A 21,607-nucleotide genomic window follows, 5' to 3' on the forward strand; every position below is an offset into this window, starting at 1 on the left:
TTGTGCTAGCGCACCGCTCTATTCCGGAAATGTTAATTCATCGTACAATTCGGACACGTTCTCCCATTCATCATCATCATCGATCGTAACGAGCTCCAAGGCTCCGTTCTCGCCGCTGATAATTTTGAATATTTCCGGTTCGGCATTTCGGTCGCCCTCTGCTCTAAGCACTGCATAGGAGCTGCCTGCAACATCGAATTCACTCTCGATCGAATAATCGGAAACCCGTCCCTCTTCATCCTCAAGCTCTACGACGGTACCGAATGCATCCTTCACGCGGGAGGTCCATACCACATGACTGGCGGAAAATTCCGGCATTAATCCTGATCCTCCCCGTCGAATTCATCGATCAGCGTATTGAACGTTTCCTCGACGATTTCCCATTCCTCGTCGCTTTCAATCGTATACAGCTTCAGGTCATCGCCGTCTTCCTCGTAACGAAATGCGTATACCTCTTCGGCCTCTTGATCCTCATCGGATTCCACAGGAACGACCATCATATACTTTGCATCCGAACCGTCAACCTCGAACTTCATGATGACTTCAAACTCTTCCTCATTGCCCTCGTCGTCAGGGATGTAAATAATCTCCGGTTCTTCTTCATTGCCGATACGATCATTAGACATGTGCGATCACCCTCACTTTTTACTCTTAGAGTCCAAATAGTTTTGCAAAATCAAAACTGCGGCCATTTTATCCACAATTCCTTTGCGCTTCTTCCGGCTGACATCCGCTTCAATCAGCGTCCGCTGGGCCGAGACGGTGGTCAGCCGCTCATCCCATAAATGAACCGGCAGCTCGATCCTGCTGCGAAGCTCTTCTGCAAAGGCCTTGCATATTTCACCACGGGGACCAACCGATCCGTTCATATTCTTCGGAAGACCAACGACAATTTCCTCGACCTCATGCTGACTGGCCAGTTCAGCAATCCGCTCGTACTCGTCGCCCTCCCGCCGGCGTTCAATGACTTCCACGCCTTGGGCGGTCCATCCGAACATATCGCTAACCGCAACGCCGATTCTGCGATCCCCGTAGTCCAGACCCATAATTTTCATGCTATTCTCCTAACGGTGACTGGACATGTAAAACCTTACCAGTTCTTCGATCAATTCGTCGCGTTCCTTCTTGCGCACAAGACTTCTAGCATTGTTGTGGCGCGGAATATATGCCGGATCCCCTGACAGCAGATATCCGACAATCTGGTTGATTGGATTGTATTCTTTGTCCTGCAACGCTTCGTATACCGTAAGAAGAATTTCCTGCGCAGACGCCTCCTGCTCATCACCCTTGACATTAAACTTTACAGTTTTATCCATGTAGTCCATGATGACACCTCGCTTCTTAAGACATACGTCTTCTTGATCGCAGTCTGGTTTCCTCTTAGTCTACCCTTACTATATCATATTGTAGGTTCTTAAAGGAAATTTTCGGTTACGGTATCGAATGCCGCACATCTACCCTTGAGCCGCAACTAACTCTTCAGCAAGCTTCAAGGCATCCTCCAGCTTGGAGACATCCTTGCCTCCGGCTTGCGCCATATCCGGGCGACCGCCTCCGCCCCCGCCGCAGACGGCTGCCACTTCCTTGACAAGCTTGCCGGCATGAATGCCGCGCTTTACCTGTTCCTGAGGTACAGCCACGACAAAGTTCACTTTGTCCTCCATCGCTGCGCCGAGTACAAGGACGGCATCCGGTACTTTGACTTTCAGCTCATCGGCCAAGGTTCTTAGCATATCCATACTTGCAGCTTCTACCCGCGCCGCAAGCAGCTTGGTTCCTCCGGCCTCGACAATGCGGCTCGTCAACTCGCCGGCCTCGATGGCGCTCAGCTTGCCCTGAAGCGACTCGTTCTCGCGCCCAAGCTCCTTCAGCTGCTGATACAGCGCTTCGATCCGCTTCGGCACCTCGTTGACGTTCGATTTAAGCAGCGCTGCGGATTGCTTGAGCAGCTCGAGCTGGCCATCCATGTACATGTAAGCCCCGCGGCCTGTCACCGCCTCAATCCGGCGTACACCAGAACCGATGCCGCTCTCGCTGATCAGTTTGAACAGGCCGATTTCCGCCGTATTGCTGACGTGGCAGCCGCCGCACAGCTCAAGGCTGTAATCGCCGACCTGGACGACGCGGACGATATCGCCGTACTTCTCGCCGAACAAGGCCATAGCGCCCATCGCCTTGGCTTCGTCAATCGGCTTATATTCAATCACGACGTCCAGCGCATTCCAGATCTGCTCATTCACCTTGCGCTCGATCTCCGCCAGCTCCTCAGGGGATATGCTGCCCAGATGCGAGAAGTCAAAACGCAGGCGCTGCGGCTCGACCAGGGAGCCGGCCTGATTGACATGCTCGCCGAGCACTTCTTTTAGCGCTTTGTGGAGCAGATGCGTAGCGGTATGGTTCTTCAGAATCTCGCTGCGCAGCTTGCGGTCCACCTGGGCCGTCACGGCCGATCCTACGCGCAGTTCGCCAGAATTCACCGTGACTTGATGTACATGCTGTCCGCGCGGCGCCTTGAACAGTCCGTTCACATCGGCGCTGCCCAGCTCGCTCAGAATTACCCCTTTATCGCTCACCTGACCGCCGCTTTCAGCATAAAAAGGAGTGGATTCCAGAATAACCTGGCCGCTTTCGCCCGCCGACAATACACCGGCAAACTCATCGTTCACAATGATTGCCAAAATTCTGGTGGACGTTTCTAGCTCATTATATCCAACGAAATCCGATTTAGTCGTAAAGTCGGCCAATACGCCGCCCTGTACCGACATGCTGCCGCCTTTATGGCTCGCAGCCCGGGCACGCTCCCGTTGTCCTGCCATTTCAGACTCAAAGCCCTCGCGGTCTACGGTCAGGCCATGCTCGGCAGCGAAATCTTCGGTCAAATCGAGCGGGAATCCATACGTATCATACAGCTTAAAGGCATCCGCGCCGCTGATCACCGTGCGTCCTTCCTTCTTGGCTTGCTCGCTGATCTCAGAGAGAATTGCCAATCCGTCACTCAGCGTTTCGTGGAACCGCTCTTCCTCCGTGCGGATTACCTTCTCGATGAAATCCCGTTTTGCCACGACATCGCCGTAATAGCTTCCCATGATATCGCCAACCGTCTTAACGAGGTTGTACATGAACGGCTTATCAAGACCCAGTGTCTTCCCGTAACGGACAGCCCGGCGCAGCAAGCGGCGGATGACATATCCGCGGCCTTCATTGGATGGAAGCACCCCGTCAGCCACGGCAAAGGCAACCGTGCGAATATGGTCGGCGATCACCTTCATGGCCACATCGCTATCTTCGTTCGCACCGTATTTGACTCCGGAGATTTTGGCGGTCTCCTGAATAATTGGCATGAACAGGTCCGTGTCAAAGTTGGAGTTCACGTTCTGCAGAATGGATGCGAACCGCTCCAGCCCTGCGCCGGTATCAATATTTTTATTGGGCAGCGGCGTATAGCTGCCGTCTTTATTATGATTGAACTGCGAAAAGACGAGGTTCCACACTTCCAGGAATCGCTCATTCTCTCCACCCGGCGTGCAATCCGGGTCAGACAAATCGCCGTATGCATCGCCGCGGTCATAGAAAATTTCCGTACAGGGACCGCATGGTCCTTCGCCGATATCCCAGAAGTTGTCCTCCAGCTTAATGATTCGCTCGGCAGGTAGGCCAATCTTCTCGTTCCACAGCTTGAACGCCTCCTCGTCCTCCGGATAGACCGTTACGGACAAACGCTCAGGGTCAAATCCGATCCATTCCTTGCTCGTCAGAAACTCCCAGGCCCAAGTAATGGCTTCTTCTTTAAAATAATCGCCGATCGAGAAGTTGCCCAGCATCTCAAAAAAAGTATGATGCCGCCGCGTCTTTCCGACATTCTCAATATCGTTAGTGCGGATGCACTTCTGCGAATTGGCCATGCGCGGATTATCCGGTTTTACACGGCCGTCAAAATAAGGCTTCAGCGGAGCCATTCCTGCATTGATCCACAGCAGGGAAGGATCATTATGAGGTACGAGAGATGCGCTCGGTTCGATTTTATGTCCTTTGCTGGCGAAGAACTCCAGCCATTTGGAACGAATTTCACTTGATTTCATAAGGGTTCCTCCTAAACAGATCATGTTCGTGAAATCTTGAAAAAAAGAAAAAACGCCCCTGAATATCAGGGACGATTAACTCGCGGTACCACCCTGGTTATCGTATTTCGGAACTTGACCACGCCCGATAGATACGATCGCCTCGAACAGTTCGATAACGGGAACCACCCGGCGAATTTGCTTCGCTCTCTGAAATCAGCTTTCCGTCCGGTCAATGATCGGGTTCTCTCAGCCAACGCGGCGTAAGCGGGACCTCTGGATCGGTCAGCCAGCTTCGCGAAGGAACGCCTTCTCTGAAACCATGAACATGGACGTACTTCATTTCGTCAACGATTTGCGGGTTATACATGTTTGAACAAATCACTAATAAGTATATAAGGCGAAATTCCCGCTGTCAATGCGGTTCTAGACCGTTTTTCGGCGAACATAATACGTATAAAAATGCTGCAGAACCACTTTGCCCACCGCAAATAGAGGAACCGCCAAAATAAGGCCGGCCACCCCGGCAATTTCCCCGCCGACAAGCAGCGCGAAAATAATGAGCATTGGATGCAGATTCAGCGACCTGCCGACGACCTGCGGGGAGATAATGTTGCTCTCGATGAACTGGCATACCGTATTGATCAAAGCAACCATAAGCACCATGCGCCACGATATCGTGGTAGCCATAACGAGAGCAGGCGCCGCGCCAAGAAAGGGGCCGAGATAAGGGATGACATTGCATACCGCAACCACCCCGGCAAATAGCAGCGCAAAAGGCATGCCAATCAGCATATAACCGAAATAGGCGAGCACCCCGATAATGACGCATACGAGCAGCTGTCCGCGCACATAATTGCCCAGCGCGCCGTCGATATCCTTCAATAGCGAAACGGTGGACTTGCGGCGGGAACGCGGCAAATAATGAAGAATCATTCTTTCAAATGCCTCGAAATCCTTAAGCATATAGAAGATCAGAAAAGGGATGATGAACGCATTGAAGACGACCCCGATCGTCGTACCGATATTATCCAGAAATTTCGAGATTCCGTCAGCCAGACGATGCTCAAATTGAAAAAACCAATTGTTCATGCCCATCCGGATGCTGCCGGGAAGCAGACTGCTGTCCCACCGGTTGATCATTTGCTGGGTATGCAGGGTCAGCTCTGGCAAATGTTCGCCCAGCTCCTCCAGCTGCTCAATGAACATCGGAATGACATTGATCAGAATCACTGACAGGCTGGTCAGAAACACCGCGTAAATCAGCAGCACGGCCATCGTCCTCGGCACCTTGCGGCCGCCCAGCATCCGTACCACGGGATTAAGAATATAAGAGATAATCATCGCAATGGCAAAAGGAGCCAGTACGGCTTTTAGAAATCCGTAGATATGAGTCAGCATCGGGCGGAGCAGCCATAGGAAATAAAGGATAACCAGGCCCAGCAGCAGCCATATTCCATTGCGAAACAATTTGTTGTTGAACGGTTCCACACACGATCCCTCCTTGGCGGCGGACTGGCTATAGGTCAGTATGCGCGTGACGAGGCAAAAATAACCGTACCATAGACAGTAAAAAGCCCTCCTCCTAGCGGAGAAGGGCTCACCTGCGCCGATATAGAATCGTAGCGTTCTATATGTAGGCCGGCATATTAAGTCGATGCATGCATTTGCGAGAAATCCTGCGTCATTTCCTCGCCGAAGAACAAATCATCCAAGGAACTGAGCGTTCCGTCTTCCTCAACCTGGTATACGGACATCTTCTCCCCGTTTACCGTCAATTCAATAAAGCATCCCCAGCAGTAAAATTGATGGGAACCGATCTTCCCAATATCCTTGGAGCTGCAATTTGGACATTTCATCATTCAATCACCTATCCATTGATAGAATTCATGGTCTTCTCCAGCCGTTGCTCACTGTTCGGGGGGACCATGATCGCATTTTCCCCTTTCGTTATCCCTGGCGTAAGAGGCAGTATTTTGCGCCCCTCCATCAGATCGGATATGAATCCATCACTGATTTCGATACCAGTAATTGTATTTCCCAAATTCTGCTCAAAATAAACATCCGCAACGGTTCCAATCATCGTACCGTCCTCCGTGAGAACAGGAAGTTCCTTCAATTTGCCGTTACCCGAAATGAAGGTAAGCTGTATATTCTCGGCTTCGCATTTGCGGACAGCCTGTTGATTGCGAATCATGACGGCATCCTCGCCGTAAGCGACGATATCTTCCCAGAGCACTACTTTGCTGCTTGTGGAGAACATCGTCTTCCCCTCCAGCGTAATCCCTGAAATAGTCCAATCTTCATTCAACATTACATCGAGGACTTTTCCGACCTGCTTGCCGCCCTCCACTTCAAAGACAGCCAAGCCTATCATATCCTGCAGTCTCATAGTTGTTCAGGTCCCTCCTCGCTGGGCTATTTACAGCTTAATGTGAAAAAGCGAACGCATCCTCCTTTCCTTGGAATCTGAAAAACACAGCCCATTATATTTTTTTACGAAGACGGGTTAGGATGGTTCCAACTTTTTCGGCAGTGTACTCTATTTCTTCACTAGTATTACCCAAACCAAAGCTGAATCGAATCGCCGAGCGCAAAAGATTTTGCGGAAGATTCATGGCTTCGAGCACATGAGACGGCTCAAGCGATCCCGAGGTGCAGGCAGAGCCGCTGGCTACCGCTATCCCTTCCATATCGAGGTTCATCAGCATCGTCTCCGTCTGCATTTCCGGGAAGCTGATATTCACGATATGCGGCAGATAAAACTCCTGATTTCCGTTAACGCGAAAATGCTCCGAGCCGACGGTCCGCTCCAGATTGGACAACAATGCTGACCGCAGCTTCAGATCATGCTCGCGTCTTTCCGACAATCCGGATACAGCGATTTCCGCAGCTTTGGCAAAGCCGACGATACCGGCCATATTTTCTGTGCCAGCCCGTCTCTTCTTCTCTTGGAGGCCGCCGTGCAGAATCGGCTCGATCATTCGTTGTTTACGGATATACAGCGCACCTACGCCTTGAGGGCCGTTTATTTTATGCGAGGAAAAGCTGATGAGGTCAACTGGGAGTTCATTGCAATGGATAGGAACGGCACCTAGTGCCTGGACCGCATCAACATGAAAGACGATATCCCTGCCAGTGCTGCGGATCATTTCCCCGATTTCAATGATCGGCTGCAGTGTACCGACTTCATTGTTGCCAAACATCACGCTGACCAGAAAAGTGTCGGGCCGCAGCGCCTCAGCAACCTGTTCCGCATGGACGCGCCCCGTGCGATCAACCGGAAGATACGTTACCTCGAAGCCGTCTCGCTCCAGCTGCTGGCACGAATGCAGAACGGCGTGATGCTCAATGGCGGTCGTCACAATGTGCTTGCCGCGGGATTTCTGGGCATGCATTGTTCCGAATAAGGCCAGATTATCGCTTTCCGTGCCGCCCGCCGTAAATACCAGCTCCTCCGGTTTGCAGCCGAGAGCCGCAGCCAGGCGATCCCTAGCACCGTTTACTACCCGCTTCGCTTCCCTTCCGAAGGAATGTACGCTCGATGCATTCCCGAAATGCTTCTGCATGACGGAAATCATAGCTTCGGCAACCTCCGGATGGATCGGGGTCGAAGCTGCATGATCCAAATATATTTTTCTCAATTTATGATCACCTGTCTTTTCTTTGCAAGGTTGCGCAAACAACCTGAATTTCATGCGTTTTTATCGTATTCTTCCCCTGAAACATTCCCATCATAACGCCGGGCTTAACAGGTGTCCAGCAAATGTGCATCATAATCATGATTTTCTCTTTAATTTCTGCGTTAATATTCCGATGATAAAAGTATAAACCGAAGGAGCGTGAGAATGATGCACGAACTAAAGATGGCAGTTACACTAGAGCAGGAAGTCGTCATAATACTGGACTCGGGTGAGACGATGCGCGGCTTGCCGAAATGGGGAGCAGACCCGAAGAAGGTGCAGCTTCGCACCGTGGAAGGCGCGTTCTGGTTTCTGCTGGAAGAAATCGTGCACGTCACTCGCATCATCCCGATCGATAAAATCGAAAAGCCCCGCCCGGCACAAACGCAGGCGAAGCGCGATCGTTCTTATTGGATAAAGTAAACTATCGTATCCTTGCCATAAGCCCAACAAAAGACTCCTCGAGAGGAGTCTTTTTGTGTTCGTCGCTATATTTAAATATAGAACATATAGTTTTGCTCTGCGCCAGCCTCTTCATAATTGATCAGACTATCTAGCGTAGTCGAGTCCAGCACCTCAGCGATGCTGTCACGGATCCGCAGCCATAAATCCCGTTTGGCCGGATCATCCTCCTCCGTGAAGTCTACCGGGGAAATCGGCCCTTCCAAGACGCGGATAATATCCCCTGCTGTAATCTCTTCAGCAGCGCGCGATAGTATGTAGCCCCCATATGCACCGCGCACGCTTTTTACAAGCCCGGCGTTTCTAAGCGGTGCAATCAGCTGCTCCAAATAATGCTCGGACAATTGGTTTTTCTCAGCGATGCTCTTCAAGGAAGTAGGTCCTTCACCGAACTTCGCAGCGAGTTCCATCATGATCGTTAAGCCATAGCGTCCTTTCGTGGAAATCTTCAAAGAAGCCACCTCTTTCAATTTTCAAGTAATATTTATATAATTGAACATTGATCCATAAAGTAATGATAAGGGGGCATGTGTCCGTGCCCAAAGGACATACTTGGCCAATAACTCCCTATTCCTATCATTAACCTATGTTTATCGTAACATATCCCGTGTCTTTTGGAAAATAAAACGGCCCGGCTTTCGCGCAATTCGTTTACCGTGAATTAACATTCCGATAATTTCGCCCGAACCGGCTGCTTATGATAAAATATCGACAGGGAAACCGCCAAAGGAGTGATATAGATGTCTGGATCAAACAGCGAAACAAGAATTGTCGTCGGCATGTCCGGAGGCGTCGATTCCTCGGTAACGGCGCTGCTGCTCAAGCAGCAAGGATATGATGTTATCGGCATTTTCATGAAAAACTGGGATGATACCGATGAGTTCGGCCGCTGTACGGCGGAGGAGGACGCCGAGGACGTACGGCGCGTCTGCGAGCAAATCGATATCCCTTACTATACCGTCAATTTCGAGAAGGAATACTATGATAAAGTATTTGCCTATTTTCTCGAAGAATATAAGCGCGGCCGCACGCCAAATCCGGATGTGATGTGCAACCGCGAGATCAAATTCGGGGAGTTCCTGAATAAGGCCATGGATTTGGGCGCCGATTACGTAGCCACAGGACACTACGCCCGTGTTGTGCAAGAACATGACGGCCAATATAAATTGCTGCGCGGCGTAGACAGCAACAAGGACCAAACCTATTTCCTTAATGCGCTGAATCAAGCGCAATTGGCCAAAGCGATGTTCCCCATCGGACATCTGCCCAAACCGGAGGTGCGCCGCATTGCTGAGGAGGCGGGACTCTATACTGCCAAGAAAAAAGACAGCACAGGAGTCTGCTTCATCGGCGAACGCAATTTCCGCGAATTCCTAAGCCAGTACCTGCCCGCCCAATCCGGAGATATGGTTGACATTGTAACGGGTGAAGTCAAAGGCCGGCATGACGGCCTCATGTATTACACGCTGGGGCAGCGCCAAGGCCTTGGCATCGGCGGATCGGGCAGCGGCGAGCCTTGGTTCGTGGCAGAAAAGGATTTGCAGAACAACATCCTTTACGTCGTGCAAGGGGACAAGCACCCAAGCCTGTATTCGACCGGTCTGGTTGCCTCGGGCGTAAACTGGATCGCAGGCGCGGACAAGCTGCCGGACAAGCCGTTCAAATGCGTGGCCAAGTTCCGGTACCGCCAGCAGGATCAAGGAGTAACTTTGATTCCGCGGGAAGACGGAACGATGTTTGTTGCCTTTGATCAGCCGCAAAAGGCGATTACCCCAGGCCAGGCGGTCGTCTTCTATGACGGCGACGAATGCTTGGGCGGCGGCACGATCGAAGCAGCCGAGAAGATGCCTGTTCCTGAGTCGGGAGCCTCCCTAAGCTAGCCGAAGCTGCGCACAAAGAGAAGGGGCTGTCTCATAAGTCTCCAAAATAAAAAGTTGGGCAAGAAAACGTAAGGTTTTCCGTCCAACTTTTTTTGCTTTGTCGCTTTGCAGGAAATTAGCGAAGCGGATGCCCGCCATCTTCATTAGATTGTGGGCTAAAGCCACAAACCCCAAATTCGGTGTGAACCCAGCCCTCGCTAGAAGAAGCTACGGAATGAGCGATTGCCCTCGGCGTGCCCCCCTTAGTTTAATGGATTTATAGTAGTTATTTTCTACGACTAAGAAAGGAATATAGAATTAAATGGATTTCATGTCATTAGCGGGAGGGAAGAAGGTCATCCTGGGCTGGATTCTTGATTTTTGGTGCATCAAATCCATCTAATTCCCTGAAATATTCGTATCGAGCATAATTAAATACATGATTTCCATTTAGTAGTCTACATCCCTGTTTAGCTTCGTGTCCGACAGTTTATATAGAGGTGCTTAAGATGGGAGCCCTCAGTCATCTAGGTTCACTTTGGAGACGTCCCTTCTTCCGTTTTTCTGGCGGCCATTACAGATGGCGCACAAGTTCTTCCACAAATTGCTCCAGCTGCTCGCGGTCCAGCTCATCAAACCGGCTGGTAATCGGGCTGTCGATATCCAGGACGCCAAGCAGCTCGCCGTCCTTGATTAGCGGTACGACAATTTCCGAACGGGAAGCGGCATCGCAGGCAATATGGCCGGGAAACTGTTCGACATCATCCACCAGCACAGTTGTGCGCTGCATGGCCGCTGTTCCGCATACCCCCCTGCCCAGCGGAATCCGGATGCAGGCCGGCAGCCCTTGAAACGGACCCAATACGAGTTCGCCATCTTCATACAAGTAAAAGCCAACCCAGTTGATTTGCTCCAGAAATTGATTCAGCAGCGCCGCCGCATTAGCGAGATTGGCTACTCGGTTAGGCTCTCCTTCCAGCAGCGTCCGCAGCTGCGACTTGACGACGGAATACTGCTCTTCACGGGTTCCAGCATATTTTTCGGATACGAACATGGCATTTCCACTCCTTTTGTAATCTAATCTCTGTATCGGCTCCTCTTTATTCGTGGATCACGTGGATCCAGATCGATTAACCTAAATCATGTCCGGTTATGATGATATATGTGACGAGGAAAACATTCAAGACTAAAATGACGGCCGTACAAAACCAGGATAATGCTTTAACCCAGGTTCCGTTCGCGAACTCACCCATTTTCCTTTTGTCGCTCGTAAACAATACTAGTGGAATAACGGCGAAAGGCAGCTGCAGGCTAAGCACGACCTGACTCCAAATAAGGAGTTCCCCCGTTCCTTTCGATCCGGCGAGCCACGTCACAATAAAGGCTGGGACGACGGCGATTAATCGGGTAATTATCCGGCGAAGCCAAGGGGACACCCGCAAATGCACAAATCCTTCCATCACGATCTGGCCCGTTAGCGTTCCGGTAATCGTCGAGTTCTGGCCGGAGGCCAGCAATGCGACTGCAAACAACGTGCTGGCGATGCCTACTCCGACCGTAGGGCTCAACAACTCATAAGCTCTTTCAAGCTCGGAAACATCCATACTTGTACCGTAAAAAGCAGCAGAGCCAAGAATTAAAATGGCTGAGTTAATCAAAAAAGCAATAATTAATGAAATATTCGAATCCAATACGGAATATTTCAGCGCCTCCTTTCGTCCTTCCCTGGTCCGCTCGTATTGTCTGGTTTGCACGATGGCGGAATGCAAGTACAGATTATGAGGCATTACCGTCGCTCCCAGGATCCCCAGAGAGATCAGCAGCATTTCCGGATTTGTAACGATTTCCAGCTTCGGCACATAACCGCCCAATAAGGCAGACACTTGCGGCTTCGAGACGATGACCTCAAATACAAACACGCCGAATATCGTTACCATTAATACGATGACGATCGATTCAATAATGCGGAACCCTTTCTTCTGCAGCAGCAGTAACAGCAGCACGTCAAGCGTTGTAATCAAAATGCCCAGCAGTAACGGGATGCCAAACAGCAAATTAAGCGCGATGGCAGAGCCGATCACCTCGGCCAAGTCCGTTGCCACGATCGCCAATTCTGTGAGAATCCATAAAGCGAAGGAGGTTTTCTTCCCGACCGCATCTCTTGTGGCCTGGGCTAAATCCCGTCCTGTCACAATGCCCAGCTTCGCTGACAAGGATTGCAGCAGCATGGCAATCAAGTTAGAAATAAGAATGACGGAAAGCAAAGTGTAGCCGAAACGCGCCCCGCCTGCAATGGAGGTCGCCCAGTTACCAGGATCGACATAACCTACAGCTACTAAAGACCCTGGGCCGGCAAAGGCGAAAAATTTTCTCCAGAACTTGGCGTCCTTTGGGATTTTGATCGAACTGTTCACTTCCTCCAGACTTATATTCGAACTTTGCCGCAGCCATCCCTCGGCAGCATCATCCGATCCCTTCGACGGACCATTCATTATTTCACCACTTTCTGAAAAAATGTAGATTTATAGAATACAAGTTATTTTGCGCCAAAAACGTCAAAAAAACCGAAGCACCCGACGGTGCTTCGACTGATAGTACAAATTCGTACATTGGATCGTATCTGTCCTACTGCATGTCCTTCGACTGCCGAATTTGCTGGTTATGGCGGATTTTGCTCTCATTCCCCTGCTCCGTCGCCTCATAGAACTTCCGCTTCGCCAAATTCGGCGGCAGATAATCCTGCTTCACATAGTGCCCCGGATAATCATGCGGATATTTGTAGCCGACATGTCCCAGCTTTTCGGACCCCTTGTAGTGGGTATCCCGCAAATGCAGAGGCACCTCCGCCGATCTCACATCCTCGATGGCCGTCATCGCTTTGGAGATCGCTGTGGTCACAGCATTGGATTTCGGGCTCTCTACCGCAAATAGAATCGCCTGGGCGATGTTCAGCTTCGCCTCCGGCCAGCCGTTATTCCGATACGCCTCCAGCGCGCTCACTGCCTGAACCATCGCTTGGGGATTCGCCAGGCCGATATCCTCGCTGCTTGCGGCAATCAGCCGCCGGATGAAGGTCATAGGGTCCATCCCCAGCTTCTCCACGGCGTACAGGAACCAGAACAGCGCTGCATCGCTGGAGCCGCGGATGCTTTTGTGGAACGCCGACAGCACGTCGTATTGTGTCGACTCATCCGCCTTAACTAGCGGACGCCGGATCGATTCCTCCGCCACCTCCAAAGTAATGTGGACACATCCATCCTGCCGCGGAGGAGTCGTCATCGCTGCCAGCTCCAGCGCATTCAATGCCCGGCGGATATCCCCGTTCGCCATCGCCGCGATATGCAGCAGCGCCTCCTCATCCACTTCAAGGTGCATAAAGCCTAACCCTTTTTCCTTATCGGTCAAAGCCCGCTTCATCGCAATGAGCGAATGCTCTTTCGTCAAGGGCTGCAGCTGGAACAAGGTCGAGCGGCTCATCAAAGCCCCGTTCACATAATGGAACGGGTTCTCCGTCGTCGCCCCGATAAAAGTAATCGTCCCCTTTTCTACAGCTGGAAGCAGCGCATCCTGCCGCGAGCTGTTAAATCTGTGCACCTCATCCAGAAACAGAATTGTTTTCGTTCCATAGAAGGACTTATCGTTGTGAGCCTTCTCGATCACTTCCCGCACATCCTTTACGGAAGCATCTACGGCATTCAGCCTTACAAACTCTCCTTGCGTATGATTGGAAATAATATGAGCAAGCGTTGTCTTCCCGCAGCCGGGGGGGCCATACAGCAGAATCGAAGATACCTGGTCCGCTTCAATCGCCCTGCGCAGCAGCTTGCCGGGCCCCACGATGTCTTCCTGCCCGATATATTCATCCAGCGTCGTCGGCCTCATCCGGTCGGCAAGCAGCCTGCCGGCAGGGCTCGAGCTTTGCTGGTATGAGAACAAATCCATGGAGTTCACTTCCTTATGACTCATAATGACAGCCTAAACCTAAACACCATTTTACCATATTGGGACATAAAACATGATCGGGTACAAAACATTTAAAATCATTCTTTCGCTTTCTTCCCAAGGCGGAATATGAGTTAATATAGATGTCGGGCCGACGAATCACTGGAAAGGGGGCTGATGAATGTGATTTCAGTGAGTGAGGTGGTTTCCGCGTAAGCGGAAACCTCAAGCAAGGGGGCTGTATAGCCCCCTTATTTTCGTTGCTGTGAAAATATGTTAAGATATAGCCAGCTATTTATGAAATGACGATAATGATGAAATCAATTATTGCGAAAGGGGGATTACGATCATGCAGACTTATTTCGTTCTTGAACTAGATCGAGCACATCGAAACAAGGAGGAACATGACCGTGAGCTACAAAAATGGGAAGGATGTGCTTCCCCCCCGATTGCTGAAGGAATTGCAGCGCCATATTCAAGGTGAGCTTCTCTACATCCCCAAGCCGGAGCAAAGCCGTGCTTCCTGGGGAGAGCTCAGCGGTTCCCGCACAACGATTGCCAATCGGAATGAGGAAATATTTCGGAAGCATCGTTCAGGCCTATCGGTTAGAGATTTAGCCGAGATGTACTACCTCTCAGACGAGAGCATTCGCAAAATACTGGCCAAGATGCGCACCGTCCAGAAGGAAACAACACCCTCATGCTAGCCAAGACTCCATATTACGAAATCAGGAGCTGCCCCATTAGAATTCTAATGAGCAGCTCCTGATGTCTGTTCCCAACAAACTAGGATTGGTTCATCTCCTTTATAACTTCCATGGGTACTTTTAACTTTCGCGACTCCGTCAGCAGCCCATTCATCTCCTGCTGCACATCTGTAATCTGTGTATAGCAATACCCGGCAATATAATCTGTATTCTTAATAGCATGGTGTATCGCTTTTAGTCTTGCCACGAATGATTCTTCTGAGGACTCCTGATGGCCGTAACCCCAACCCGCCTCATTTTTAAAGGCAATGCCGCCGAATTCACTGACAATGATCGGCTGCCCGCTGTAGGAATAACCATCGGCAAAGGCATATTTCCTCTTGTTAAAGGCGATTTCGTTTCCTATAATCTTCTCTTTATCCTTGTAACGCTGCAGGAACTCTTCCCCTGACTCTACATAATCATGAAGCGTTATGAGATCCGACACCGTATGCTCCCAGCCGTCATTGGATACGACAAGCCGGTAAGGATCATAAGCTTTGGTGAGATGATAGATGGCCTCCGTGAAAGACTGCTGCTTTCTGTCCTTGGCAATTTGCATGATCCCCCAGGATTCATTAAATGGAACCCACACCACAATGCATGGATGATTATAATACTGCCGCACTACCTCCATCCATTCGTTGGTAAATCTCTGAATCGCATTGTCGTTAAACTCGAATGTTGCTGCCATCTCCGACCATACGAGCAGCCCCTTCACATCACACCAGTACAGAAAACGGGCATCCTCTACTTTCATATGCTTTCGTACGCCGTTGTAACCCATCTCCAGAATCGCATCGATATCTTGGATGATGGCTTCGTCCGAAGGCGGAGTAAGATGGCTCTCCGGCCAATAGCCTTGATCCAGAACAAGCCGCTGGTAGATCGGTTCGTTGTTAAGCAATACCTGTCCGGCTTTGGTGGAAATTTTCCGCATGCCAAAATAGGAATAGACATGATCTATCTTCTCCTGGCCGCGGTACAAAATAAACTCAACGTCATACAAATTCGGATGGTCCGGCGTCCAGCAGCTCATCTTCCAGGGGCCGTTCACTTCATGAATCAGGTCAACCTCCAACTGGAGCCAGCTTCGATCCATCGCCAAGCCGACCTTTTTAACCTGCTTCCCCTTCAAGCTGACGATCGTTTCCAGCCACATATCTGCGGCCGGCCAATCGCCGTTCATTTGATATTCGAACCTCACCTTCCAATCGTCGACGTCCGGGGTTATTTTCACTTGATCGATATACGTAGGCGCTGCGTATTCCAGCCATACCGACTGCCAGATTCCCGTCGTCTGCACATAGAAGCACTCGAAGCTATTCTGCTCCCAACGCTGCTTCCCCCGCGGCTGGGCAGCATCCATGCTGTCTTCCACCTTGACCGTCAAGCTGTTGGCATCTCCGCAAACGATATAGGAGGTAATATCGAAGGAAAATGCGGAATAGCCTCCTTGGTGCTGTCCAACATACTCCCCATTCACCCAAACCTTGGCGATATAATCAACCGCTTGGAAGTGCAGTATGACTCGCCTGCCCGCTTTCTCGGCCGGAATATCCAGCATTCGATGGTACCATACATTAGAATGATGCTCTTCTTCGCCAATACCGCTAGCTCTGGTTTCATAAGTGAAAGGAACAGTAATTTGGCGATCACCCCCGAACTTCTTTGGCCATCCCAAGCGTTCACCCATGTTTTCATCATCGAATCCGAAGCTCCACTCGCCATTCAAATTAACCCAGTCCGTCCTTATGAATTGCGGTCTTGGATAATCCTTGATATACATCTGTGTTCCCATTGTCTCTCATCTACTCCTTCATCCTAGTTCTGATCTCATGCTATGTCCCTTAAGCAACTGATTTAGGCGTCAACCCTTAACCCCTGTCATAGATACACCCTGGACGATATGCTTCTGGAGAAAAATATAAACAATCATCGTAGGAATAGCAGCGATCGCACTGGCTGCCATAATCGTGTTCACATGCAGCACATTATTCGATAGGAAGGTCGGCAAGCCTGTAGACAGCACCATGTTTTCTTCGGAATTAATCGCGATATACGGCCAGATGAAATTATTCCAGGACATAATGAAATAGAAAATACCAATTGCAATCATGGCTGAACGCGTTAGAGGCATATAGATCGACCACCATAAGCGGAAATCCCGCCCCCCGTCAATTTGTGCTGCTTCCATATAATCCTTCGGCAGCCCATCCATAAATTGCTTAATCAAGATCAGTCCAAGCGGATTCGTCAGGCTGGGCAAAATAATACCCCACATATTATCCAGCAAATCGATGCTTAAGACCGTCTCGTATAAAGGAATCAACATCGCTTCCGTCGGAATGAGTAGTCCGGACACGCATAAAATAAATAAGAACCCTTTGGATCTAAACTTTTTGCGTGAAAAAGCAAAGGCCCCTAACGAGCTAATGATCACGGTAATCAATGTAGTTACGGCTCCGATCACGAAGCTATTCCAGGTCCATCTCAAAATTTGCGATTCGGTTAATACCTTGGCATAGTTGCTAATCGTTAAGTCTGAGAAGTCCGTCCACTCTGCCACCGTAATCGCGGATACGCCTTCGGGCTTCAAGGAAACGACAAACATCCAAACTAAAGGAATTACAAATATGACTGCCAATATGACGGTTAAACTATATATCGCTGTTCGCGCCACCTCTATTCACTCTCCATTTACGACTCTTTTCTGTTAACAACCATGTATTGAACCGCGGCAATCAACAGCATAAAAATACAAAACAACGTCGATTGTGCGGCTGCAAGCCCGAACATATCCTTCTTGAATCCCGTCACATAGATGTAACGGATGATCGTATTCGTCGTATCCCCGGGTCCGCCATTGGTCATTATCTGAACCTGCCCGAACAGCTTTAAGCCCGCGATGATTTGAAAAAAGATTTGCACCTTCATCACAGAAGATAAACCCGGAAGCGTAATGAACCGGAATTTATGAAACGAAGACGCGCCGTCAATATCAGCAGCCTCATAGAGCTCCTGGGATATTTCCTGCAGCCCTGCCAGGAACAATACCATGACAAAGCCGACCGTCCACCACACCGTAGCAATGACAATGGACCACCAAGCCGCATTAGGACTGGTAAGCCAGTGAACTGAGGATAACCCTAGAGTCTCCAGGATGACATTGACGAGTCCATGCTTGGAATCGAACATTCGGAGCCAAATAAAGCTAATGACAGAAACGGAAAGTACGTATGGCAGAAAGTAAATCGATCGGAACATCGTCTGAAACGGAATCTTGCGGTGAATTAACAGAGCCAGCAACAGACCGAGCGAAATAATGATCGGAACGACTAAAATGACAAAATACAGGCTGTTCCATAAATATTTATAAAAATCGCTGTTCGTCAATATTTTTGTATAATTATTGAAGCCCACATACTTCTCCATCCCCAGAATCGTCCAGGAATGAAGACTAATATAAGCGCCTCTAAGCAATGGCCAAATATAGAAAACAAGAAGCGGAATTAAAAATGGGGCTAGAAATGCAATGGCTGAAAACTCATTTTTCAATTGCCTTTTCCACCCGCTTGCTGCTTGCTGAGCTTTCACGGTCATCCTCCTCCAACGCGATGCGGAACTGCGGAACCAAGCCCGCTATCAAGGTTTAAGGAATGAAACCGCATCATCAGATACGGTTTCATCTCGCCACCTTACTCTTAATTTTGAAGAATTTCGTTAATATCCTTCTCCATGCCCTTTACCCCATCTTCCGGCGTCATCGTTTTAAAAATAACAGCCTGAAGCACATCCTTCACCACCGTATCGATCGCATTGTACCGATCCGTCTTAGGTGCATGCTTGACCGTTTTTTGCGAGGCGACAAACTCTTCCCGATACGGAAGGTTCATGTATTCATCACTGGCAGTGACCGCCTTCGCTGCTGGAACATGACCCGCTTGCGCCCAAATTTTCCCGCCCTCAAGCGTAAAATACTTCATAAATTTCATTGCAGCAACCTGCTTCTCTTCCGTCACATATTCAGGAATAACGAGAGTATGGGAGGCTGCCCAATGCGTCTCGCTGCCGAAGATCGGAGGAATCGAGGTAATGCCGACATTCAGGCCTTCTTCCCCAAGATGCCAGCCCGCTTCCCACACGCCGCCAAACCATGTCGCGGATTTTCCGCTATGGAATGTATCCCAAGGCGTCTTGTCGTTAATATCGCTAAGACCCTGATCATAGAGATCCAAATAAAATTTCAGTACGTCTATGGCTTTCTCATTGTTGATGTCGGCTTGACTCAGATCATCCGTCAAAATACTGCCGCCAGCCTGATAATATAAATTGTAGAAGGGCTCATGAAAGTACGGCGTATTCACACTAAACGGTGTTACCCCTGGAACCTTGCTCTTGATCTCTGTCAGGAATTGCTTGAAGCCTTCAGGAGAAATCTCGCCAAACCGCGGTGTGCCATCCTCATTTAGCAGCCCGGCCTCCCCAAGCAAATCTTTATTGTAGTAGAACATGTGGAAATGGGTATCGATAGGAACGGCATAGGGAATTCCGTCATAGCTGACGCTTTCCACGTTGCTATCCGTAATTTCGCTGAAATCAAAGCCGGCCTTCTCCGTCAGCTCATTCAGCGCGCTCAATTGACCCGCCTTAACAAAAGGTGCAAGCCGGTCAGCATGAGCTACCGCTACATCCGGGCCTTTGCCGGAAGCGAGTGCTGTACCGAACTTGGCATAATACTCACCCGATTCCAGCCGCAGCGTTTTGACCTTAACCTCTTGCTGAGAGCCGTTAAAACCGTCTACGATCTGATCGACAAAATCGCCTTCCCCGCCCCCAAATAGATTCCAAAACGTTATTTCGACCGCCCCGCCAGTCCCACTGCCGCCTGGGCCGTTATTCGTCTCCGCTGCCTTTCCCGAGTTGGCTGGACTGTTCCCTTTGCTGGAGCAGCCTGCTGCAATCAGCACGATCACAAGCATCAAGAATAACATTGTCGTGAACCTGTTCTTTCTAGCCATGGCGTATCCCCTTTTCTTGTATAGGTTTAGAACAGCTTCTTCTAACCCGCCTGTCATGCAAGCGCATTCATTCTGTTCTTGAATTTCATATTAGAATAAAGCGACAGTCATTCAAACGGAATAAACTACGTGATCTATCGTAAAAAATAAGGTTTTCATTGCACGATTCTCATATCCGATCTTTATGGTGCAATATTTCTCTCTATCCGTGTAAAATTTACAGATGACTTACATGGACTTCATCCCATCCCTGTATTCGCTTGGTGTTGCGCCTGTCATTTTTTTAAACAGTTTGGAGAAATACTTCGAGTCGGATATGCCGACCAATATGCCGATCTCACTGCTCTTAAGATCTGTATTGCGGAGCAAGGCTTTGGCACGCTCAAGCCGAACTTTGGTAATATAGTCGATGACCCCTTCGCCCATTTCCCGCTTAAACAAGTTGGAGAAGTAATTTTTACTAAGATGAACATGCTGGCTTAGCACTTGGAGCGACAGATCTTGATCATAGTTCTGCTCGATGTACTGAATGGCCTTCGCAATGCTTCCTTGATCACTTGAATAGACGGCCCGCATATTCTGGATCAGTTCTGCATAGATCTGCACGAACCACGCTATAATCTCCTCCAGCGTCTCAAGCTGCTTAATCTGGTCAAACAATTCCTTCTTCCGTTCATACAGCCATTCATGATCATGGGATAATTCCAAATACATATTGGTCAAATTCAGCAGCAGTTCAATAGATATTAGATGCACGCCTTCATAGTCGAGCCTTGTCTTTACATGATCGAAGGTATCCACAAGATACTGCTGCATCGCTTCACGATCCAAGGAATACAAATAATCATTCAGCTTCTTGTTCATCACCGGAACCGGCTTCGCCGCAATGTCAGTTTCATATACAAATTCTTGGCCTATCACGATGCCGCATCCGATAAACAGCTTCAGCCGATAGCGATGCTCAGCCTCTAAATAAGCATTCCGGAGCTCTAGCAAGGTATAGAACGGACTGCTCACTCCAAGGGTTACCGATAATCCTAATTCGTCAGAGATTCGCGAGATGACCCGCTGCGCCAATTCCTCTGCCGCATCAGCAGAAATACCTTTGCACAGTACAGTCCACAGCCCCGTGCTTCCAGAGATAATTTCGTTATCCTCCGAACCGAAGGAGCATATTTCCCTAGTCGCTTCAATCCCCCTGGTATGGAGCATAATGATCTCATCTTCTGAGTGGCGACTTCTCAGCTTCTCCAAATCATCGATCCCGATATACAGTAAGATTCGAGGAGTCTTGCAGGGAGTCAGGCCTGCTGCTTGCAGTTTCTCCTCGGTGATGTGGGCCTCTAAAATCGTGCCGTGTGCCAGCCCCATTAGCAATGCTTCTTTGGTAACGCGATCCTTATTCGATTCCTCGTGCGCTTGCTTACCCGGGGAATGACCAGCAGCATATTGAGCCTCGTCCAGAACGGTCTTCAGATTCATCATCACCTGCTCCAAATCCTTGGGCATAATATCGGACTTGATCAAATAATCTGTAATCCCAAGACGTATTGCCTTCTGAGCATACTCAAAATCGTCAAGGCAAGTCAGCAGAATCAGCTTGACCTGCCGATCCAATGCCCTGACCTGACTGACAAACTCGATCCCATCCATGACAGGCATTTTGATATCGGATATGACGACATCTGGCGCCAATTCCTCAAAAACAAGCAGCCCTTCCGTGCCGTTGCTCGCTTCACCCACGACATCGAACCCTATACTTTCCCAGTCTATCATCGCTTTAATTCCATATCGGACGAAATGCTCATCATCAACGATCAGTACTTTGTACATATT

22 protein-coding genes are annotated in these 21,607 nt (G+C 49.6%); 3 read left to right on the top strand and 19 right to left on the bottom strand.

Features of this window, described 5'->3' with window-relative positions; genetic code table 11:
• Window positions 1-18: 18 nt before the first annotated feature.
• From MKX50_RS18605 to MKX50_RS18650, 10 genes are all read right to left on the bottom strand, one after another.
• Window positions 19-318: a DUF1292 domain-containing protein gene (locus MKX50_RS18605; RefSeq protein ID WP_213589609.1), complete on the bottom strand. Its 300-nt coding sequence runs from the start codon at window positions 316-318 to the stop codon at window positions 19-21.
• Window positions 318-626: a DUF1292 domain-containing protein gene (locus MKX50_RS18610; RefSeq protein WP_213589607.1), complete on the bottom strand. Its 309-nt coding sequence runs from the start codon at window positions 624-626 to the stop codon at window positions 318-320. The genes MKX50_RS18605 and MKX50_RS18610 overlap by 1 nt, the downstream gene beginning before the upstream one ends.
• Window positions 627-638: 12 nt before the next feature.
• Window positions 639-1,055 carry a Holliday junction resolvase RuvX gene (ruvX, locus tag MKX50_RS18615; RefSeq protein WP_213589605.1) on the bottom strand — a complete coding sequence of 139 codons (417 nt, stop codon included), beginning with the start codon at window positions 1,053-1,055 and terminating at the stop codon, window positions 639-641.
• Between the two features lie 9 nt (window positions 1,056-1,064).
• Window positions 1,065-1,325 carry an IreB family regulatory phosphoprotein gene (locus MKX50_RS18620; RefSeq protein ID WP_055105165.1) on the bottom strand — a complete coding sequence of 87 codons (261 nt, stop codon included), beginning with the start codon at window positions 1,323-1,325 and terminating at the stop codon, window positions 1,065-1,067.
• A 129-nt stretch (window positions 1,326-1,454) separates the two neighbouring features.
• The gene (gene alaS / locus MKX50_RS18625; RefSeq protein WP_213589603.1) at window positions 1,455-4,079 is read right to left on the bottom strand and encodes an alanine--tRNA ligase; all 2,625 of its coding nucleotides are present in this window, start codon (window positions 4,077-4,079) and stop codon (window positions 1,455-1,457) included.
• Window positions 4,080-4,290: 211 nt separating this feature from the next.
• On the bottom strand, window positions 4,291-4,443 hold the full coding sequence (locus MKX50_RS18630; protein WP_339157562.1) for a hypothetical protein: 153 nt from the start codon (window positions 4,441-4,443) through the stop codon (window positions 4,291-4,293).
• 41 nt (window positions 4,444-4,484) lie between these two features.
• Entirely contained in the window at window positions 4,485-5,549 is a 1,065-nt protein-coding gene (locus tag MKX50_RS18635) for an AI-2E family transporter (RefSeq protein WP_213589600.1), read from the bottom strand.
• 158 nt (window positions 5,550-5,707) lie between these two features.
• The gene (locus MKX50_RS18640; protein WP_196427132.1) at window positions 5,708-5,917 is read right to left on the bottom strand and encodes a hypothetical protein; all 210 of its coding nucleotides are present in this window, start codon (window positions 5,915-5,917) and stop codon (window positions 5,708-5,710) included.
• A gap of 11 nt (window positions 5,918-5,928) precedes the next feature.
• Window positions 5,929-6,450 carry a PRC-barrel domain-containing protein gene (locus MKX50_RS18645; RefSeq protein ID WP_213589598.1) on the bottom strand — a complete coding sequence of 174 codons (522 nt, stop codon included), beginning with the start codon at window positions 6,448-6,450 and terminating at the stop codon, window positions 5,929-5,931.
• Window positions 6,451-6,544: 94 nt separating this feature from the next.
• Window positions 6,545-7,702 carry a cysteine desulfurase family protein gene (locus tag MKX50_RS18650; protein ID WP_213589596.1) on the bottom strand — a complete coding sequence of 386 codons (1,158 nt, stop codon included), beginning with the start codon at window positions 7,700-7,702 and terminating at the stop codon, window positions 6,545-6,547.
• Window positions 7,703-7,924: 222 nt separating this feature from the next.
• Here MKX50_RS18650 and MKX50_RS18655 point away from each other — a divergent pair, with 222 nt between their 5' ends.
• The gene (locus MKX50_RS18655) at window positions 7,925-8,164 is read left to right on the top strand and encodes a hypothetical protein (protein WP_230873736.1); all 240 of its coding nucleotides are present in this window, start codon (window positions 7,925-7,927) and stop codon (window positions 8,162-8,164) included.
• Window positions 8,165-8,235: 71 nt separating this feature from the next.
• Here the strand turns inward: MKX50_RS18655 and MKX50_RS18660 are convergent, their stop codons facing one another.
• Window positions 8,236-8,655, bottom strand: a complete 420-nt coding sequence (locus tag MKX50_RS18660) for an Rrf2 family transcriptional regulator (RefSeq protein WP_155610751.1) — start codon at window positions 8,653-8,655, stop codon at window positions 8,236-8,238.
• Between the two features lie 288 nt (window positions 8,656-8,943).
• On the opposite strand from MKX50_RS18660, the gene mnmA reads away from it, so the two are divergent.
• Window positions 8,944-10,083 carry a tRNA 2-thiouridine(34) synthase MnmA gene (gene mnmA, locus MKX50_RS18665; protein WP_213589594.1) on the top strand — a complete coding sequence of 380 codons (1,140 nt, stop codon included), beginning with the start codon at window positions 8,944-8,946 and terminating at the stop codon, window positions 10,081-10,083.
• A gap of 553 nt (window positions 10,084-10,636) precedes the next feature.
• On the opposite strand, the gene MKX50_RS18670 is transcribed toward mnmA, so the two are convergent.
• The 3 genes from MKX50_RS18670 to MKX50_RS18680 form a co-directional block, all read right to left on the bottom strand.
• On the bottom strand, window positions 10,637-11,116 hold the full coding sequence (locus MKX50_RS18670; protein WP_213589592.1) for a GAF domain-containing protein: 480 nt from the start codon (window positions 11,114-11,116) through the stop codon (window positions 10,637-10,639).
• Window positions 11,117-11,192: 76 nt separating this feature from the next.
• A complete protein-coding gene (locus MKX50_RS18675) occupies window positions 11,193-12,554 on the bottom strand; it encodes an Nramp family divalent metal transporter (protein ID WP_213589590.1) in 1,362 nt (453 codons plus the stop codon).
• A 133-nt stretch (window positions 12,555-12,687) separates the two neighbouring features.
• Window positions 12,688-14,004: a replication-associated recombination protein A gene (locus MKX50_RS18680; protein ID WP_339157563.1), complete on the bottom strand. Its 1,317-nt coding sequence runs from the start codon at window positions 14,002-14,004 to the stop codon at window positions 12,688-12,690.
• A 410-nt stretch (window positions 14,005-14,414) separates the two neighbouring features.
• Between MKX50_RS18680 and MKX50_RS18685 the strand changes: the two genes are divergently transcribed.
• The gene (locus tag MKX50_RS18685; protein WP_339157564.1) at window positions 14,415-14,711 is read left to right on the top strand and encodes a CD3324 family protein; all 297 of its coding nucleotides are present in this window, start codon (window positions 14,415-14,417) and stop codon (window positions 14,709-14,711) included.
• A 79-nt stretch (window positions 14,712-14,790) separates the two neighbouring features.
• Here MKX50_RS18685 and MKX50_RS18690 read toward each other — a convergent pair whose 3' ends face one another.
• The 5 genes from MKX50_RS18690 to MKX50_RS18710 all read right to left on the bottom strand — a co-directional run bounded on the left by MKX50_RS18690 (window position 14,791) and on the right by MKX50_RS18710 (window position 21,604).
• Window positions 14,791-16,551 carry a sugar-binding domain-containing protein gene (locus MKX50_RS18690; protein ID WP_339157565.1) on the bottom strand — a complete coding sequence of 587 codons (1,761 nt, stop codon included), beginning with the start codon at window positions 16,549-16,551 and terminating at the stop codon, window positions 14,791-14,793.
• Between the two features lie 69 nt (window positions 16,552-16,620).
• Complete coding sequence (locus tag MKX50_RS18695) at window positions 16,621-17,397, bottom strand: carbohydrate ABC transporter permease (RefSeq protein WP_339157566.1); 777 nt, start codon at window positions 17,395-17,397, stop codon at window positions 16,621-16,623.
• 53 nt (window positions 17,398-17,450) lie between these two features.
• On the bottom strand, window positions 17,451-18,347 hold the full coding sequence (locus tag MKX50_RS18700) for a sugar ABC transporter permease (protein ID WP_187386455.1): 897 nt from the start codon (window positions 18,345-18,347) through the stop codon (window positions 17,451-17,453).
• A 107-nt stretch (window positions 18,348-18,454) separates the two neighbouring features.
• Window positions 18,455-19,771: an ABC transporter substrate-binding protein gene (locus MKX50_RS18705; RefSeq protein WP_339157567.1), complete on the bottom strand. Its 1,317-nt coding sequence runs from the start codon at window positions 19,769-19,771 to the stop codon at window positions 18,455-18,457.
• Between the two features lie 228 nt (window positions 19,772-19,999).
• Complete coding sequence (locus MKX50_RS18710) at window positions 20,000-21,604, bottom strand: response regulator (protein WP_339157568.1); 1,605 nt, start codon at window positions 21,602-21,604, stop codon at window positions 20,000-20,002.
• Between the last annotated feature and the right edge of the window lie 3 nt (window positions 21,605-21,607).

Origin of the sequence: Paenibacillus sp. FSL W8-0186 (assembly GCF_037969765.1) — a bacterium.
GTDB lineage: Bacteria > Bacillota > Bacilli > Paenibacillales > Paenibacillaceae > Fontibacillus > Fontibacillus woosongensis.

What these genes read in the sequence shown, in the direction of transcription:
- MKX50_RS18655 (WP_230873736.1), top strand. Translation starts at nt 7,925, where the DNA reads ATGGCAGTTACACTAGAGCAGGAAGTCGTCATAATACTGGACTCGGGT.
- mnmA (WP_213589594.1), top strand. Translation starts at nt 8,944, where the DNA reads ATGTCTGGATCAAACAGCGAAACAAGAATTGTCGTCGGCATGTCCGGA.
- MKX50_RS18620 (WP_055105165.1), bottom strand. Translation starts at nt 1,325, where the DNA reads ATGGACTACATGGATAAAACTGTAAAGTTTAATGTCAAGGGTGATGAG.
- alaS (WP_213589603.1), bottom strand. Translation starts at nt 4,079, where the DNA reads ATGAAATCAAGTGAAATTCGTTCCAAATGGCTGGAGTTCTTCGCCAGC.
- MKX50_RS18670 (WP_213589592.1), bottom strand. Translation starts at nt 11,116, where the DNA reads ATGTTCGTATCCGAAAAATATGCTGGAACCCGTGAAGAGCAGTATTCC.
- ruvX (WP_213589605.1), bottom strand. Translation starts at nt 1,055, where the DNA reads ATGAAAATTATGGGTCTGGACTACGGGGATCGCAGAATCGGCGTTGCG.
- MKX50_RS18710 (WP_339157568.1), bottom strand. Translation starts at nt 21,604, where the DNA reads ATGTACAAAGTACTGATCGTTGATGATGAGCATTTCGTCCGATATGGA.
- MKX50_RS18645 (WP_213589598.1), bottom strand. Translation starts at nt 6,450, where the DNA reads ATGAGACTGCAGGATATGATAGGCTTGGCTGTCTTTGAAGTGGAGGGC.
- MKX50_RS18705 (WP_339157567.1), bottom strand. Translation starts at nt 19,771, where the DNA reads ATGGCTAGAAAGAACAGGTTCACGACAATGTTATTCTTGATGCTTGTG.
- MKX50_RS18640 (WP_196427132.1), bottom strand. Translation starts at nt 5,917, where the DNA reads ATGAAATGTCCAAATTGCAGCTCCAAGGATATTGGGAAGATCGGTTCC.
- MKX50_RS18610 (WP_213589607.1), bottom strand. Translation starts at nt 626, where the DNA reads ATGTCTAATGATCGTATCGGCAATGAAGAAGAACCGGAGATTATTTAC.
- MKX50_RS18680 (WP_339157563.1), bottom strand. Translation starts at nt 14,004, where the DNA reads ATGGATTTGTTCTCATACCAGCAAAGCTCGAGCCCTGCCGGCAGGCTG.
- MKX50_RS18675 (WP_213589590.1), bottom strand. Translation starts at nt 12,554, where the DNA reads ATGAATGGTCCGTCGAAGGGATCGGATGATGCTGCCGAGGGATGGCTG.
- MKX50_RS18605 (WP_213589609.1), bottom strand. Translation starts at nt 318, where the DNA reads ATGCCGGAATTTTCCGCCAGTCATGTGGTATGGACCTCCCGCGTGAAG.
- MKX50_RS18690 (WP_339157565.1), bottom strand. Translation starts at nt 16,551, where the DNA reads ATGGGAACACAGATGTATATCAAGGATTATCCAAGACCGCAATTCATA.